This is a genomic window from Paenibacillus lacisoli (assembly GCF_030580655.1).
Taxonomy (GTDB): Bacteria; Bacillota; Bacilli; order Paenibacillales; family Paenibacillaceae; genus Paenibacillus; species Paenibacillus lacisoli.
The window spans coordinates 185,724-201,108 of record NZ_JAUQTB010000002.1; the positions used below are offsets into that span (position 1 = coordinate 185,724).

The window sequence follows — 15,385 nt, forward strand, 5'->3', positions numbered from 1 at the left end:
ATCGTAATAATTACAATTAAGCGGCATAACCGCATTGTAATCCCCCATTTGCAGGAGTGTCAATCCTTTTCCGGAAATTAATCGTAAAAATTACTATTAATCAAGTTGAGACTATGATATTTATTTTGCTGAATTCCGCCCTTTTTTAGACGGTGCAGCAAATCTCTTATATTTCTCCCTTAAGGAAAAGTTCAGCAAATATGTGGTAATACCTCGAATTTCTCGAGTTTAACCCGAACTTAATTAGTAAATTTTACGATTACTATCATATCGATGTCAGGCCTATTTGTCAACGAGCTTTCATTTACACCACTCAAATGCAAAAAAGCCGGACAGTTCAACTACTGTCCGGCTTTTCCAACTGTGATCACTCTGTATCTTTTAGGCCTGGCGTTTCAGGATACTCTTATGATGAGAAAAGACCTCAAAGCTTTGCTGTCCATGATAAGAGCCCATTCCGCTCTCTCCCACCCCGCCAAACGGCAGATAATGTGAGGTCATATGGGACAAAGTATCATTGATGCAGCCTCCGCCGAAGGAGACTTTGCCTAATACATGTTTCTGCAGTTCTTCATCCTCTGTAAACAGATACAGGGCCAGCGGCTTCGGACGGCGAACAATCTCATCCAGGAGCGGGTTGAGATCTGTGTAGCTGATCACAGGGAGAATAGGGCCGAAAATTTCTTCCTGCATAACAGGCGAATTCCAGTCAACGCCACCCAACAGCGTTGGCTCAATCAACAGCTGTTCCCGTACCGAACGTCCGCCAATCAAAGCATCGGAGCCTTCAAGGAAAGCTGATAGCCGGTCGAAATTACGAGTATTAACGATATGCGGGAAGTCTGCGTTCTGCAGCACATCATCCCCAAATTTGTCCTGTATTTCATCTCGGATCAAATGAAGCAGCTCATCCCTCACATCCTTATGCACCAGCAAATAGTCTGGAGCAACACAAGTTTGGCCTGCATTCAGAAATTTACCGCGTACAAGGCGCTGAGCGGCGAGCTGGAGATCTGCATCATGATGAACGATAGCCGGACTTTTCCCCCCGAGCTCCAGCGTTACCGGTGTCAGATGCTCCGCTGCCGCCTTCATGACAATACGGCCGACTCCTGTGCTGCCTGTGAAGAAAATATAATCAAATTTTTCATTCAGCAAGGCGGTACTGGTTTCAACTTCGCCTTCCATCACCGCGATATATTCTTCCGGGAATACCTCATGGATAAGATCATAGGTCAGGCGGGATACCTCCGGCGTCAATTCGGACGGCTTCAAGACTGCCGTGTTGCCGGCTGCTATGGCGCCGATCAGCGGTCCGAATCCCAGCTGGAACGGGTAATTCCAAGGCGCAATAATCAATGCCACGCCATAGGGTTCTGGATAAATTGTACTGATGCCGTCCGGCATGAATGCTGCTGTAGGCACCGAACGAGGCGCTGCCCATTCCTCAAGATGCTCCAGGGCAAAATCGAGTTCACCCAGCACAATCCGGATCTCGGAACCGTAGGCTTCAGCTTCTGATTTATTCAGATCAGCGCGCAGTGCGTTCAGAATACGCTGGTGATAATTTTCAATTCCCTGTCTCAGCTGTTTGAGGGCCTGGATTCGATAAGAAATATTCTTGCTGTAACCGTTATTAAAAAATTCACGCTGTTTGGCAACAAGCTGTTGAGCGTTATCCATATTTAACATCTCCAATTTATGTTTTTAAAAATTATATTGTTTAAAATATAAATAGAATTATAGACTATCATTATGAAACTATCAACATACAAATTCAAACAATTAAAAAAGCCACAGCATCGGCTGTGGCCTTTCTCAAATGAAAGGTGTACTTCTTACGCTTCTTCTTTCATGACCATGAGAGCCTGAAAGAGAATTCGCTGATCTTGACCGGTTCCACGGATCCAGATCTTGTCGTCCTGCGTCTCCGAACGTTCAATCAGGATCACCTCTCCCATCTGTGCTTCGTTCAAATAGGAGATCCGGAATGTTCGAAGCGCCTGTCGGTCCAGTTCTTCAGGTGTTAATGCATCGTAACAGAGATCGCCATAGCGGGCATTGTTGAGGTGTCCGTTCATATCTGTTCCGCTGTATCTGATGGTGAACGTATAGGCTTCCCGCAGCAAAATCCCTTCCGGAATAGATACCTTCTCCGGCTGTGGTCCTTCTGACAGCTCAGGGTTTACAGGCACTTCGAATGGAAGTGCGGAAGGACGAAGGATTCTTCGCTTGTGAATATCGACCAGAGACCATACCGTCTTGGCTGAGATGATGGGCTCATCCTGCTGGCTTCGAATACGATAATCTCTCAACCATGCAACGCCTCTCGTTCCTTTACTCCATGTTTCAAGGCTCAGCTGATCCTGATTGACGGGTGTATACTTTAGGTCAATCTCCATCGTCAGCAGCATCCATCCCAATCCCTGACGGATCAGCTCCTCTGAAGGGTGTCCCATCGATTCCAGATGAGCATCCGCTGCATTTTGCATCCAATCCAGCAGCACAGACAGCTTCAAGCGTGCAGCGTAATCGCTGTCACTGGAACTGACGGTATGCTGTTCATTCCATAACCTGATGGATGCTGTACCCGCTGTCTCCTGCCCCGTAAAGTCTTTGCCGTCCTTTGACAAGTCTCCGCCATCCTTAGTACTGCTTAAGATCTCAGATTCCGTATGATGCTGCATGTATTTACACCTCCTGAGCTGCCTAATCCTGCATTAAGACTTGCTATCATACAGGTGATGAGTTAATTTGAGCCCATCCTGATCCGTCGTTATGATTCCGTAGGAATATTTCTTCTGTCTGCGCCGGTCTGTCGGAGAACCCGGGTTGAACACCCAAACCCCGTTCTGAAGAGACTTGGCGGGTATGTGGGAATGCCCGTAGATGATGCAGTCCACCTGCTCACCGGCGAATGCCGCTACAGCCCTGCCTTCCGTAGTGCCGCGGGTTCCATGTCCATGTACGATGCCGAACCGCCTGCCGGCCGCTTCAATAATGGTCTGATACCCGAGTCGTTCTACGATGCTTCGCGGGTCATTATTACCCGCAATTCCGTGTACAGGTGCATAAGCAGACAGCTGCTCATAAACACTCCATTCGGTCCAATCCCCGGCATGAAGTATCAGGTCCGCACCCTTGAGCCCGCTGATGAGATGGGCAGGCAGCTGTTTGGCCATGCGAGGCATATGGGTGTCCGATACGACCACTATTCTCACAGCATTCTCCTCCTCATCTTTATTCCGGTATTCGTAAGTTACGTCCGTCCCTCCGCACAGTCCTCCTCGTTAATCTGTTCCCGCAAGGACTGCTCCAATTCCTGCAGAGTTACCGTTTCAAAAAATTGAAGCACCTTGTTCTCCGCCAATCCATAGATTCCACTCAGCAGCTGGTCTATGCTCCGTCCCACTTCGCAGTTCTGATTGGTGTCCGAATGAATCGAGAACAAGGGCCCTTGATCTTTGGTTGCCCGATAAACCATAGCCAGATTAATCTGATCGCTAGGCATTGCCAAATAAAAACCGCGGGTTCCCGGCGAAGAGGTCACCATCCCTGCCTTTTTCAGGTATGCCATCGTTCGTCTGACGACAACCGGATTGGTATTGATGCTGGATGCGATAACCGCAGAGGTGATGCGCTCGGGCATCTGCATGCTTAAGAGCAGCAGACAATGAATACTAACTGAAAAATGCGTGCTCACTTCGATCACCTTCTGATTTCCTTGTATGCTCCACGTGCAGACCACCCATCATCCTGGAATGATGGGTGCCGCCTGCTGTATAAACGTGCTTAATCAATAAATGGGTCATTCTCAGGACGAATACGGATTTTAAGCTGCCGAATACTGTATTCCATCTGCTTCACAATATCTTCAATCTGCTTCCGCTCCATCGACCCGCCGCTAACCTGCGGTTTGGGCGCGCTCAGTTCATTCTTCAGATCCCGTATCGTGATTTGCTGTTCCTGCCATTTATCCATCAGATCCGAAATATGAGCGTAGAAACGCTCGTAATCTTTAATGATTTCGTCCAGATAAGCATCAACTTCGTCGGGGTCATAACCCCTCATCTTATTCTTGAATTGTTTCTCGTGAATCGACAATGCGTCCTGGTGGATGCCCAGCTGCTTGAATAGCTGCTTCTGCTTATCCAGTCGGCGCTTCATATGCTCATCCATTAACTCATACCTCCATCACAACACATACTGGGCTAATTACTACCTACATTATATATCACATTCAACGCGGATAATAAAATACTACAGCCATAACACATCCTCTCACCCAGGACTACAGACCTGTTTAGCAGTCAAATCAGCATTACGTGCTGCTGCCTGCAGATAACGTCCGTTTCCTCTTTTTCCTGTGCATGATTGCGATCAAGCTGGTACGGGTAAATATCTGTACAGCCGTTTTTATAAGTAAGACGGACAAGCAACGACACATGACGGGAAGGGAGTCTTAACAATGAATCATTTAACAGAATCACAGCTCCAGGAGCTGAAACATATGCTGGTTGAACGTAAACAGGAATTAGAACGGCACTTTGAAGTTAATGACGAAGAGAATTCCTTGCTGGGTGAATCGGAACGGATGTCCACAGGCGAACTGTCTGCGGTTGATAATCATCCTGCCGATTTGGGTACCGAAACATTTGAACGCGGACGGGATCTTGCAATTAATGAGTCGCTTTCGGAAGAACTGGATCAGGTGAATGCCGCACTGCAGCGCATGGAAGACGGCACTTATGGAATTTGCCAAAAGAGCGGCGAAGAAATTCCGTTTGAGAGACTGCAGGCGATCCCCTTTACAGAGTATACGATTGAGAATACGCCGGAACGTGAAATTTCGAATGACCGTCCAGTCGAAGAGGAAGTCATGACACTGCCGCCGAAGGGAGCAGGGGAAGTGCGTCAGCAGCATGTCGGCCGCTTTGATGATGCGGATGCCTGGGAGACGGTGGAGGAATACGGCACATCGAACACGCCGGCGATGGCGGCCAAACGTGACGTTAAGGACTACAACGAGAATATGTAATTTAGATGATTTGTAGGTTTCCAGGCAGAGTGCTTGGAATATCACAAAAATTAATACATTAAAGACCACAGTGCATATTAAAAACCAGACCGTCGTTCTCGACAGTCTGGTTTTTAATTTTTTGATAATCAGCTTAACTCAACCCGCCTGCGTTCACGTGCTGACTGCTGGCAGGCATCAATCACTTTCATATTCAAAATGGCATCGCTAGGATCATAAGGAAGCGGTTTGCCCTCCAATACAGCTGTCGAGAACGCTTCAACCTGCAGCAGGAAAGAATTCCGTCCTTTCAGGCGTTCTTCCCGTGTCACCGTACCGGTGTGTACGAAGATTTGGGGCACCATGGTCGACTTCTCCCACCCGAACATCTTCGGCATCGCAATCGTCCCTTTCGTCCCCAAAATCTCCATATTGGAACGGCTTGCCGCCCACATTCCACAATCGAAGGTCAGCGTCACATCACCCGGGAATTCCAGCAGACCTGAAGCCATCATGTCGACATCCCCGTGTTCTGGCGAATAGAGAGCATGTACCATAACAGCTTCCGGCTCCCGGTCCAGATACATTCTTGCTGCCGAAATAGGGTAGACACCTACATCATAGATAGACCCGCCCCCCATTTCACGGTTAAAGCGTACATTCCCCTGCTGATCCGCCTGATTAAAAGTAAAGGTACAATGGATTCCACGGATATCTCCAATTTCCCCGCTGTTGATAATTTCCTTGATTCGCTGATGTTTAGGATGGTAGCGGTACATAAAGCCTTCAGCAAAAACGACCCCTGCCTGATTGCAGGCTTCTACCATTTCAGTCGTATCCATAGCATTCAGTGAGGACGGCTTCTCACACAGCACGTGCTTGCCGGCCTGGGCCGCCTTGATCGTCCACTCTTTGTGAAGATGATTCGGGAGTGGTATATAGACAGCCTCTACTTCCTCGTCCTGCAATAATTCCTCGTAACTTCCATAAGACCTGGGAATCTGCATTTGCTCCGCAACCTCAGCCGCATGTTCTGCCCGCCGGCTGGCAATGGCCACGACATCCCCATACTCCGATTCCTGAATGGCTGGAATGATCGCACTTCTCGCAATTTCTGCTGTCCCCAATATTCCCCACTTCAGCTTGCGGCTCATCTGGCATCTTCCCTTTCTGGTTAAAATTAAGCGAAATTATCCTGTTCAGCCTTGCGCAGCATACCGAGACACCGATCGAGATCGGTCTTGACCTGCTTTTTATACAGCTTGGCCTTTTCAGCCCCGTCATCTGTAAAATGATATAAAACGATTTCCTGAAAATCGACTTTGGGGTCATTCCCTTTTAACCGCTTCGTACGGTAAAAAACCCCTTCCTGCACAAGCTCATGGAGTGCCCGGTAGACCTCGCTCTGCGGCGGAACATACCCGAAGGGCCTGAAGTCTTCCTTCATCGCTTCCAGCATTTCATAGCCGTAGCCGCGATGCTCCTCTACCATGGTGATGAGATAGAGCTTGATAAACGCACGCTGTGAAATCATGAACGCCATGTATCATCCCCCTCCCTTTATGCTGTAACCCCTTTCTCCCATTATAAACCACAATTTTGCTATTGACATCCTTCTGCTTTTTCATAGAGTTTTCGGTTGATCTGTGGAGAAGTGTGTTGGAGCGTCTTGTGAAATTGGACAGGATCAGGAGCAAGGGTGTGGAGAAACTTTTGTTGTTTTGAATTTTTCATGTAATGAAATAATCATCAATAAACAGCTCATTAGATACAGATTGCATTGAATATTATGTTGCATTGATTATTCTGAAATTTTCATCTGTTGAAAATAAAAAAACCAACCCTCTTAGGTTGGTTTTTTTATTTATTTTGCTGCCTCGATTCCCGGGCCTTTGATTCCTGGCACTGTTTTGTTCTTCTTCCTGCGCAGGGATAACCCTGCCGTATAACGGCCAAGCGGAAGCACCGATAAAAGCCATGAGGCCGCACCGGATAACAGCAGGCAAAGGAGGAAGCTGATCAGCATGCGGAGAGTGGCATTGAGATTGAAATAGATTGCCGCGTCCAGCACGTAGGCCAATCTCAACATCAGAGGATGGATCAAATAAGCACCGTACGATACCAGTCCCAGCCACCGGATCACCCCGAGAACACGCTGGCTGGCTGCCTTATTCAGCATCATAGCGAGCCGATAGACAACAAGCACGGAAACAACACAAAACACAGCCATAAATGGATGCAGCAGTGCCATGCGGTTAAAGTTAAAACCGCTGCTGACCCCCTCAAACGGGCGGGTTACGTCATAAATCAACCAAAGACTGAGCACCAGCCCCGCACTGAATATATAAACCTGCCTTTTCATTATCCAGCTGCGCCAGCGCTCCAGATTCAACCCAGCTGCAGCACCCAGTACAAAATAGAAATAAAAATAGAGGACATTCCGATCTGCATAGATCGTAAATAACGGCTCAAGTAAGGGAATGCCTGTCCCGCTCATGATTCCTGCAATTCTTCCGATCCATCCTGTTAATCCGACATAGAGCAGACCGGCGGCAATCAGCGCAATGAGGTTCAGCTTGTCTGTATTCCTCTTTACGATGAATCGAATCAGCCTGCGGACAACCGGGAACAGCAGATAGAATTGAATAATCATGACAATATACCAAAGGTGAAAGCTGGTTTTGCCTGTGAACAGCTTCCTGCCGAGCTGCTGCAAATCAGCGGTGATATTCCATACCGGACCATGGTTAAACACATAAAATACTACAGACCATAGCAGGTAAGGCACGATAATATCTTTAAAGCGTTTAACCAGAAACTGTCCATAATGCAGTTCGCCATCATAATTATAGAACAGGACCAGACCGGTGATGAAAATAAACACAGGCACTGCAAACTTCGCCGCTGTCAGGATCATTGTCATAACTACCGCGTCCTCCAGTCCGGCTTGGGGGACCGCGGCGTAGTGGGCGATCGCATGCTGCATGACCACAGCCAGGAAGGCAAGGCCGCGCAGTAGATCAATCTCCTGAATTCTAGTTTTTCTAGGCATAACTCTCTCCGTTTCATTCATTCTGGATCCATAGATTACAGCATGTATCCATAATAAACAAATTAGAGTGACTGTAAACTGGTTATTGTCTGCCATCCCGTATCCGGAAAACTTCCTGGCCCTTAGCAGTACAGGTTTCCAGACTGTACAAAGAACCTCCAATCGCATCTACGCGGTTGAAGGTTCTCTCATAATTTCTATAGATTCTTTACTTGCTCTGATGCTGCAGCAAATTATACAGCACCTGTACCGCTTCAGCGCGGGTGGCCGCGCCCTGCGGCGCGATAGAGCTGCTGTTTTTGCCCTGGATCAGACCAAGCTGCACGAGGGCAGCCATCTGCTGCTTTGCCCATGCATTAATATTTTTGGCGTCTGTGAATCCGGCCAATGGATCATTACCCGTTCCGTTCTCGCCCGGGTTCAGTTTTTGCAGCGCATTATAGGTCATTACAGCCATCTGCTCCCGCGTAATCTGTCTGTTCGGCTCGAAAGCATCCGCAGATACACCCTTGATTATGCCGGCTTGGTAGGCAGCTGAAACGGACGATGCATACCAGCTGTCTTTGGACACATCGGCGAACGATGCAGATGAAGACTCCTCCAGTCCCAGCATACGGGTAACGAGAGCGGCAAATTCAGCTCTGGTCACAGGATGGCTCGGTGCAAACCGTGTATCATTCACACCAGTAACAATATGCTGCGCAACCATAACTTCAACCGCCCGGTTATACCATGAAGATGACTGTACATCGTTGAACGGCTTCGTAAAGGTCAACAAGCTGTAGGTACCAAAATGGTCCACTTGAGCTTCGAACGTTCTCGTCTTGCTGTTCCACTTGCTGCGTGTAAACTCCGCTTCGCCTTTTGCGTTCCAGTAATACACACCGGCAAGCTGCTGGTCTGTACCTGAGTCTGCTGCAAGTTGTATCTTGACCGGCTGCCGGAACGCCGGATTCAGCTTGCGGATGGAGCCGTCAGCAAGGGTGGCTGTCATCTCCAGGTTGATGAACGATCCGGCCGGCTTGAGCTGACCGCCCATGCGCTGTCCGGCAGATTGAGTCATGGACTTCTGGTCAGCGGCTGTCACTGGTGCCGCTGTCCAATTCAGCAGCTTGAAGCCTTGACCAAGTTCTGTCGTGATCTGGTTCAATGCATCATACGGAAGGACAAGCGAGATTCCGCTAGAAAGCTGGATCTGCAGATCGGTTTGTTTCTGCAGGGCCGCTGCTGCTGCTTCTCCCGTTATCGTGAATCCGCCTGCTCCGTTAGAAGTTCCGGCTGTGCCGTCTCCACCCGGTGTAACAACCGGTGTGCCGGAATTCGAACCTCCTGCAGAGCCGCCGCCCGTATTACCGGAAGATCCCCCTGTTGATCCGCCGACAGTGTAATCAGCAGCTGCAAGTGTGAACGTGCGGTCCAACACGGAAGCTTTGAGCTTTATGCTGTAATTGCCATCCGCAAGCACAGGAATGGCCAGTGTCCCATCCTTCGAGACGCTGCCGGAGCGGGTCGCCAGCTCATCCTGCTGAGCGACCAATCGCTCTCCTGTAGCCTGGTTGGTCAGTTCCAGCGTAATCGGAATGTGCAGATCCGGTGTTTGATTTTTCACATAAGGTGAAGCCGGGATGTTATCCAGATAGGCGTTTAGCCCTTCTTTCGTCGTGACCTGGTATAACGCTGCCTTGTTTCCTGCTTCATTACGGATATTCAGGCTTCCTGCCAGAATACCGTCAGCCACATGTGCATCAGCAAAGTGTCTGCTGTGCTGTGCGAACGATAAATCGACAGATTTCGTATAAAAGGCACTATCATGCAGGCCGTCACGAATTTCAGCGTAATGATCCACGCCGTTGTCATTCAGGTATTTATGAAGAGTCGCTACTGGCACATCAAATTTGTAGACATCTTCGTTCCCCGAGTCGAAGTAAATGGAGTATCTTTTCAGTGCCTCAATCGGGTAGGACTTTATAATGCTAACCGGATTCTGACCCGCCTGGGTGAAGCTGAGCGCTCCCATATGACTGACTGCCGAGGAGAACAAATCAGGGTATTGGAAGCCGATGACGAAGGAACCGAATCCGCCCATTGATACCCCCGAGGTTCCCCTGTAACGGGCATCATCAATGGTTCTGTATTTCTGGTCTACATGAGGGACCAAGTCCTTAACGACCATATCCTGCCACTTCACACCATCCGGACCGGCACCGTTCACCCACCAGCTTAAGCCGGAGGAATCGGGCATGACGACAATCATATCTTTGGACCTTCCTGCGGCAATCTCCCTGTTCAGGATCTGATCAATTTTGTCAATCTCATAGGACTCGCTGTCACTGTTAAACTGATGAAGTAAATAAACACTTGGATAACGTTTGTCCGGATGAGTCAAATAACTCTGCGGCAGATAAACCCTGTACTTAACCGTCCGCTTCGCACTTTCCGAATAAAACTGAGTCACGAAGAACAGCTTCTGGTCGCCTGTTTCCCGCAGTTTCCCGCTCTCCTGCTGGTAGTATTGAGATACAGCTCCCTGCTGCAGCACCGTCTCGGTTCCGTCTGCTGTGGTCCCCGTTATCTTCACCTCAGCCGTATATAAATAGCGATTGTTGAGGGTGAATACATAGGGATTGTCGATCGTTGTCTTGATGGTTGCGTAATCTTTGGACCACTGCCGGCGCTGGTCAAGCAGTTTCAGCTTGTCGATGCCCTTCTCGAAATATTGGGCCGACAGCGTATCTGCGTAAGCGCTCAAATCTTTCTGATCGACAGCCTGGTACTGCTTTGCAGCAAGCTCCTTCACTGCGGTTACGATGTTCTGACTAGGAACTTCAGAAGGCAGGTTCTTTATTTTCTGCATCGCAGCCTTTGTATAGATACCGATCGGTCCGGAGTACCAGCCGCCGCCGCCGTTATCGTTCACCATATACACGGCAATCGTATTGACTTGCCCCCGCTTCAGCAGATTGCTTGGAATTTTATATTGACGTGATGCTGCCCAGAAGGAAGACTTGTAGACTCCGTTCTCAAATCCGGTTTCGCCGACTTTAACACCATTAATATAAGTGATGTCCGCGTCATCAATTTTACCGGCCATTAAGGTAAGGTCCTGATCGGGGAAATCCTCCGGCACAAAAAATGTTCTCTGATACCAGGCAGCACCATAGTAATTATTTAATCCGCTATAACCGCCAAAACCATCAGTCCACCAGTCCAGGCCAGGCTGCACAGTGGCCCAATCGGTCGTGTCCACGTTGTCAGCTTCTCCATGAAGTGATGGCTGGGATTGTGAGTCTTTCTTAAATTTCCAATCCCCCAAGAGATCAATCTGAATATCTTCAGGCAGAGTTCCCGTTGGTGTAACACGGATCAATGGCTTGGAGCCCAGAGATACTGTCGAGCCAAGCAGTGAGGCTTCCAGAGAAACGGTTGTACTTTTGCTGGCACCCAGCTGTTCGACAGGGATGTTAAAGCTTCCCGTGAATTCCGAATCTCCCGAACCCGCGATAACATCTCCTGCATTCTTAACCTCGGTGTACAACACGTTACCTTCTGGATCTGTGACCTTCAACGATACAGACAATTTAAAATCCTCGTCTTCATTGCCGTTCTGGAACAGCTCCGCTGCAGCACGGTCAAGCCGTGTCGTATACGACACGCTGACTTCTTCTGTACCAATACTCAAGGCCTGCGGCGTAGCAGTAAAGCTGCCCGTCAAAATTCCTTTGGCAAATTTGGAACTGAATGCGCCGAAAGAGCGATTGAGATCCGCGAGTGCATCCGCAGGGGCGTGATCGCCAGGACGCATCTGGTATCCATGTGAAATGGACTTGGAGCGCAGATAGGCGTGAATATCATTCGTGGAGTTATCCGCATATGTATAAGGATCATCCGTGCCTCCGTCCAGATAAATAGAATACGCTTTCAATTGACTGTCTGTTTTACTTTTGAGCAACGTCATCGGATTGTAATTCGCAACCGTCATGCCGAGCGGGGCGCGATGGCTGCCGATGGAGCCGAACAGCTCAGGATGATCAAGACCGATAACAAAAGCACCAAAACCGCCCATTGAAATACCGGTAATTCCTCTGTACTGCGGCTTCGCAATGGTCCTGAATTTTCCGTCAACCGCAGGTACCAGATCGTTCACGATCATCTCTTCCCAGTTGCCCTTGTCGTCACCTTCAGTTTGATTCACAAAGTAACTGCCACCGCTGGAGTCCGGCATAACAACGATCATCTTCTGGAGCGTACCAGCCTTCATCCATTGATCAAGCTTGTCGGCAATACCGCTCTTCTCAAACGATTCGCTGCTATTATTCTCTCCATGAAGCAGGTAGACGACGGGATAGTTTCTTGAACTTTCGTAATATCCTTCCGGAAGATAAACCCGGTAACTCATTTCCTTCTGATCCATATGCTCCGACACATAAGTTGAAGTGTAGAACCTGGACTTCTGTGCCTCAGGCGAGTTTTCCGGATCATTAGAGCTCAGCTGGCTGTTAGGTGCGATATTCGATGGAGTGCCCGGCAGGGAAGACTCCTGTGGAGCCTGCGTCGTTACATTTGGATCATCGACTGTACTCCCATCCTGTCCGTCCTGCACCGTCTCTTCCTGCGCAGTACCCGTTGACTCTGCATAAACAAAGCCTTGTGAAGATGTTAAAATCATAGCTGCCGATAACGCGGCAATGGGAATGGATTTTCTTTTTGCTTTCTTTGTTCTGGATTCTTTCACTGTAAAACCTCCCTGGCCTTTATATGAAAGCGATTACAATTTAACATTATCAATTTATCATTATTTTAGTAAAATATCAATAAAATTTTACTATTGTTAAGTAATTTTTTTTTACAACGCGTTTAATTTGGTATTCCATCATTATTTTCCTCAGGCAAACAGCCTGCCGCATCTATGCGGCAGGCTGTTTTAAATGACTTATGTTTAAGGCGCTTCAAGACTCGCGCAGCTTTCCCTCACAATGAGCTTCGTTGGAAGAACTACTTTTTTCGCAATGTCGCGTTTAGAATTCAGTCGGTCGGCAATCAGCTCTACGGCTGTCTCCCCCATGTACTCCATATGTACTTTGACTGTGGTTAGAGGCGGCTGCATAAATTCCGACATAGCGATGTCATTGAAGCCGATAATGGACATTTCTTCAGGGACCTTTATTCCTGCTTCATGAAGCGCACGGAGAGCGCCCACGGCCATGGAATCATTCTGGACCAAAAAAGCCGTCGGCCGGGAGGATGATTCCAGGGCTCTTTTCATCAGCTGATATCCGTCCTCCGGATACCAGTTACTGCCCGTGTACATAAACGCAGTCTCATCCTGGTTTCTCTCTTTGAACCAGTCACCAAATGCTAGCTCCCTTTCATCCCGCGTGGTTCTGTCATAAGACTCATTATGTCCCCCAATATAGCCAATCCTGGTGTGGCCCAAGCTTTCCAGATAATCCAGCACTTCCCTGACCGCACGGCGCAGATCAAAGACAACGGAATCGAAGTGTTCGTCATCCGGCGATGAATCGACGAACACCACCGTATCGAGATGAGGTGGAAAACAATCAAGATCCTGCTGCTCGAACCTTCCGATGGCGATCACTCCATCCAGCGCTTCTCCGTTCCAGTCCACGCTCTCTCCGGTGCTGTGCTTGTACATCTTCACGAGTTCAAACTGATGTTTGAAGCATTCTCTCTCAATTCCGAGCCGAATAGCCAGGTAATATGGATCCAGCATTTCTTCCTGATCCGTATACCAGTTCATCAGTCCGATCCGCCGGGATTCTTTATGAACCAGGGCTGCAGGACCGCTTCCGTTGCGTTCCCTCGGCGTTCGATAATTCAGTTCTTGTGCAATTTCGAGTATTCGTTTACGCGTCTCATCTGATACAGACAGGGTCGGGTCATAATTGAGAACCCTTGAGACGGTAGCAATGGAAACCCCTGCCTGGCCTGCTATATCCTTAATTGTTGCCATAGTCCATAACGTCCCTTTCTTCCTACCGCAGTGCTTTTTTCCGTTTCATCCCCCCGGGATGAAACGGAAAGGGGATATTGCGTATGCACAGCTCGCAGATTAGGAATTATACCCGCACCGCTGTGCCGCTGACAGCAACCATCAGCATACCCTCACGCACCACTTCGTAATCGATGTCTATTCCGACGATGGCATTCGCGCCTATGCGCGCCGCCTGCTGCTTCATCTCTTCCATTGCTACATCGCGCGCTTCTTTCAGCTTGCTCTCATAGGCGCCAGATCTTCCGCCCACGATGTCTGTTATGGAAGCGAAAAAATCCCGTACTACGTTTGCCCCCATAATGGCCTCACCATTAACTATTCCGGTATACTCCTGAATGGGTCTTCCTTCAATCGTTGGTGTCGTCGTAATGATCATGTTTGATTTTCTCCCTTCGGCCGAAAGAATGAACTGCTTCTTTGGTTAGTGTATCAGATGTAAGCACAGATGCCCAATTTCTTCTAAATGGAAGCCAAGATAGTCAGTATTTCTTCGGTGTGAGACGATAATTTACCTTGTTCGGGACCTCTATCACCAGCAGTCTTAAAGCATCCTCCGCTGCAGTGACAGCCCATCCAGATGAAGCGGGTGAGGTCAGCATCACAAAGTCCCCGGTTCCGGCGTGTGCCTGCATTTCTCCGGAGCCAGGAATAAGAAACCGGGCTGCGCCTTCCAGAATAAGTACGGCCGCAGTTCTTCCGCTGTCCAGCTCTTTTACGAACGATTTCCCGGATTTGAGTTCAATGTCCTGCAGCTGGGCATCCACTGTTAATGCTGCAGGTGATCCCGTACCGATTAACGTTCGAATTACAACTCCATCTTCGTACGCCAGCGGGAATTCGTTGGCCTCGTATTTCATATATTTTGGCGTCCGTTCCCATGCTTCAGTCAGATCCGGCTCTAACCAGATCTGGAATGATTCCATGTCAGGTCCGGTCCATTCCTCTTCATGGCTGACTCCAGAGCCGGTGTGCATAATCTGCAGCCCGCCTTGAGCTACTCTGCTGTCTGAGCCTAATGAATCCCGGTGTACGGCCGTACCCTGCGTCACATAAGTCACAATTTCATAACCTTCATGCTGATGAGGCGCGATATGTCCTCCCACCGGCGCTTTGGCCCATGCCCAGTAATATAAAGGACCGATCCGGTTAATTACAGAACCTTCTCCCGGAAAACCGATGGGCTTCTGCTCTGTGATCTTTCCTCCGTCGAACTCTCCTTTTCCCTGCATAAAAGCGGGATAGACACGTATACTCATCTGTAATCCTCCTTCAATCAAACGAGCTGCGTAATATCTTTATTTAA

13 protein-coding genes are annotated in these 15,385 nt (G+C 48.7%); 1 reads left to right on the forward strand and 12 read right to left on the reverse strand.

What is annotated here, in order from left to right; translation table 11 throughout:
- Positions 1-381: 381 nt before the first annotated feature.
- From Q5741_RS04655 to Q5741_RS04675, 5 genes are all read right to left on the reverse strand, one after another.
- The gene (locus Q5741_RS04655) at positions 382-1,683 is read right to left on the reverse strand and encodes an aldehyde dehydrogenase (protein WP_305022901.1); all 1,302 of its coding nucleotides are present in this window, start codon (positions 1,681-1,683) and stop codon (positions 382-384) included.
- A gap of 155 nt (positions 1,684-1,838) precedes the next feature.
- Positions 1,839-2,687: an acyl-[acyl-carrier-protein] thioesterase gene (locus Q5741_RS04660; RefSeq protein ID WP_305022902.1), complete on the reverse strand. Its 849-nt coding sequence runs from the start codon at positions 2,685-2,687 to the stop codon at positions 1,839-1,841.
- A gap of 33 nt (positions 2,688-2,720) precedes the next feature.
- Positions 2,721-3,221: a metallophosphoesterase family protein gene (locus tag Q5741_RS04665; protein WP_305022903.1), complete on the reverse strand. Its 501-nt coding sequence runs from the start codon at positions 3,219-3,221 to the stop codon at positions 2,721-2,723.
- 38 nt (positions 3,222-3,259) lie between these two features.
- The gene (locus Q5741_RS04670; RefSeq protein WP_305022905.1) at positions 3,260-3,703 is read right to left on the reverse strand and encodes an Rrf2 family transcriptional regulator; all 444 of its coding nucleotides are present in this window, start codon (positions 3,701-3,703) and stop codon (positions 3,260-3,262) included.
- Between the two features lie 89 nt (positions 3,704-3,792).
- On the reverse strand, positions 3,793-4,179 hold the full coding sequence (locus tag Q5741_RS04675) for a DivIVA domain-containing protein (protein WP_305022906.1): 387 nt from the start codon (positions 4,177-4,179) through the stop codon (positions 3,793-3,795).
- 289 nt (positions 4,180-4,468) lie between these two features.
- Between Q5741_RS04675 and Q5741_RS04680 the strand changes: the two genes are divergently transcribed.
- The gene (locus tag Q5741_RS04680) at positions 4,469-5,038 is read left to right on the forward strand and encodes a TraR/DksA C4-type zinc finger protein (protein WP_305022907.1); all 570 of its coding nucleotides are present in this window, start codon (positions 4,469-4,471) and stop codon (positions 5,036-5,038) included.
- A 128-nt stretch (positions 5,039-5,166) separates the two neighbouring features.
- Here Q5741_RS04680 and Q5741_RS04685 read toward each other — a convergent pair whose 3' ends face one another.
- The 7 genes from Q5741_RS04685 to Q5741_RS04715 form a co-directional block, all read right to left on the reverse strand.
- On the reverse strand, positions 5,167-6,171 hold the full coding sequence (locus Q5741_RS04685; protein ID WP_305022908.1) for a Gfo/Idh/MocA family protein: 1,005 nt from the start codon (positions 6,169-6,171) through the stop codon (positions 5,167-5,169).
- 26 nt (positions 6,172-6,197) lie between these two features.
- Positions 6,198-6,560, reverse strand: coding sequence for a helix-turn-helix transcriptional regulator (locus tag Q5741_RS04690; RefSeq protein WP_305022909.1), 363 nt, complete (start codon positions 6,558-6,560; stop codon positions 6,198-6,200).
- A gap of 321 nt (positions 6,561-6,881) precedes the next feature.
- Positions 6,882-8,069: an acyltransferase gene (locus Q5741_RS04695; protein WP_305022910.1), complete on the reverse strand. Its 1,188-nt coding sequence runs from the start codon at positions 8,067-8,069 to the stop codon at positions 6,882-6,884.
- A 208-nt stretch (positions 8,070-8,277) separates the two neighbouring features.
- Positions 8,278-12,801 (reverse strand): alpha/beta hydrolase-fold protein, encoded by a 4,524-nt coding sequence (locus Q5741_RS04700; RefSeq protein ID WP_305022911.1) that lies wholly within the window; start codon positions 12,799-12,801, stop codon positions 8,278-8,280.
- Between the two features lie 204 nt (positions 12,802-13,005).
- On the reverse strand, positions 13,006-14,040 hold the full coding sequence (locus Q5741_RS04705) for a LacI family DNA-binding transcriptional regulator (RefSeq protein ID WP_305022912.1): 1,035 nt from the start codon (positions 14,038-14,040) through the stop codon (positions 13,006-13,008).
- A 106-nt stretch (positions 14,041-14,146) separates the two neighbouring features.
- Complete coding sequence (locus Q5741_RS04710) at positions 14,147-14,458, reverse strand: heavy metal-binding domain-containing protein (protein ID WP_305022913.1); 312 nt, start codon at positions 14,456-14,458, stop codon at positions 14,147-14,149.
- Positions 14,459-14,561: 103 nt separating this feature from the next.
- Complete coding sequence (locus Q5741_RS04715) at positions 14,562-15,338, reverse strand: pirin family protein (RefSeq protein ID WP_305022914.1); 777 nt, start codon at positions 15,336-15,338, stop codon at positions 14,562-14,564.
- Positions 15,339-15,385: the final 47 nt, after the last annotated feature.

Coding starts and splice junctions, on each gene's coding strand:
- Q5741_RS04680 (WP_305022907.1), top strand. CDS start 4,469: ATGAATCATTTAACAGAATCACAGCTCCAGGAGCTGAAACATATGCTG.
- Q5741_RS04660 (WP_305022902.1), bottom strand. CDS start 2,687: ATGCAGCATCATACGGAATCTGAGATCTTAAGCAGTACTAAGGATGGC.
- Q5741_RS04655 (WP_305022901.1), bottom strand. CDS start 1,683: ATGGATAACGCTCAACAGCTTGTTGCCAAACAGCGTGAATTTTTTAAT.
- Q5741_RS04715 (WP_305022914.1), bottom strand. CDS start 15,338: ATGAGTATACGTGTCTATCCCGCTTTTATGCAGGGAAAAGGAGAGTTC.
- Q5741_RS04705 (WP_305022912.1), bottom strand. CDS start 14,040: ATGGCAACAATTAAGGATATAGCAGGCCAGGCAGGGGTTTCCATTGCT.
- Q5741_RS04685 (WP_305022908.1), bottom strand. CDS start 6,171: ATGAGCCGCAAGCTGAAGTGGGGAATATTGGGGACAGCAGAAATTGCG.
- Q5741_RS04690 (WP_305022909.1), bottom strand. CDS start 6,560: ATGGCGTTCATGATTTCACAGCGTGCGTTTATCAAGCTCTATCTCATC.
- Q5741_RS04675 (WP_305022906.1), bottom strand. CDS start 4,179: ATGGATGAGCATATGAAGCGCCGACTGGATAAGCAGAAGCAGCTATTC.
- Q5741_RS04695 (WP_305022910.1), bottom strand. CDS start 8,069: ATGCCTAGAAAAACTAGAATTCAGGAGATTGATCTACTGCGCGGCCTT.
- Q5741_RS04710 (WP_305022913.1), bottom strand. CDS start 14,458: ATGATCATTACGACGACACCAACGATTGAAGGAAGACCCATTCAGGAG.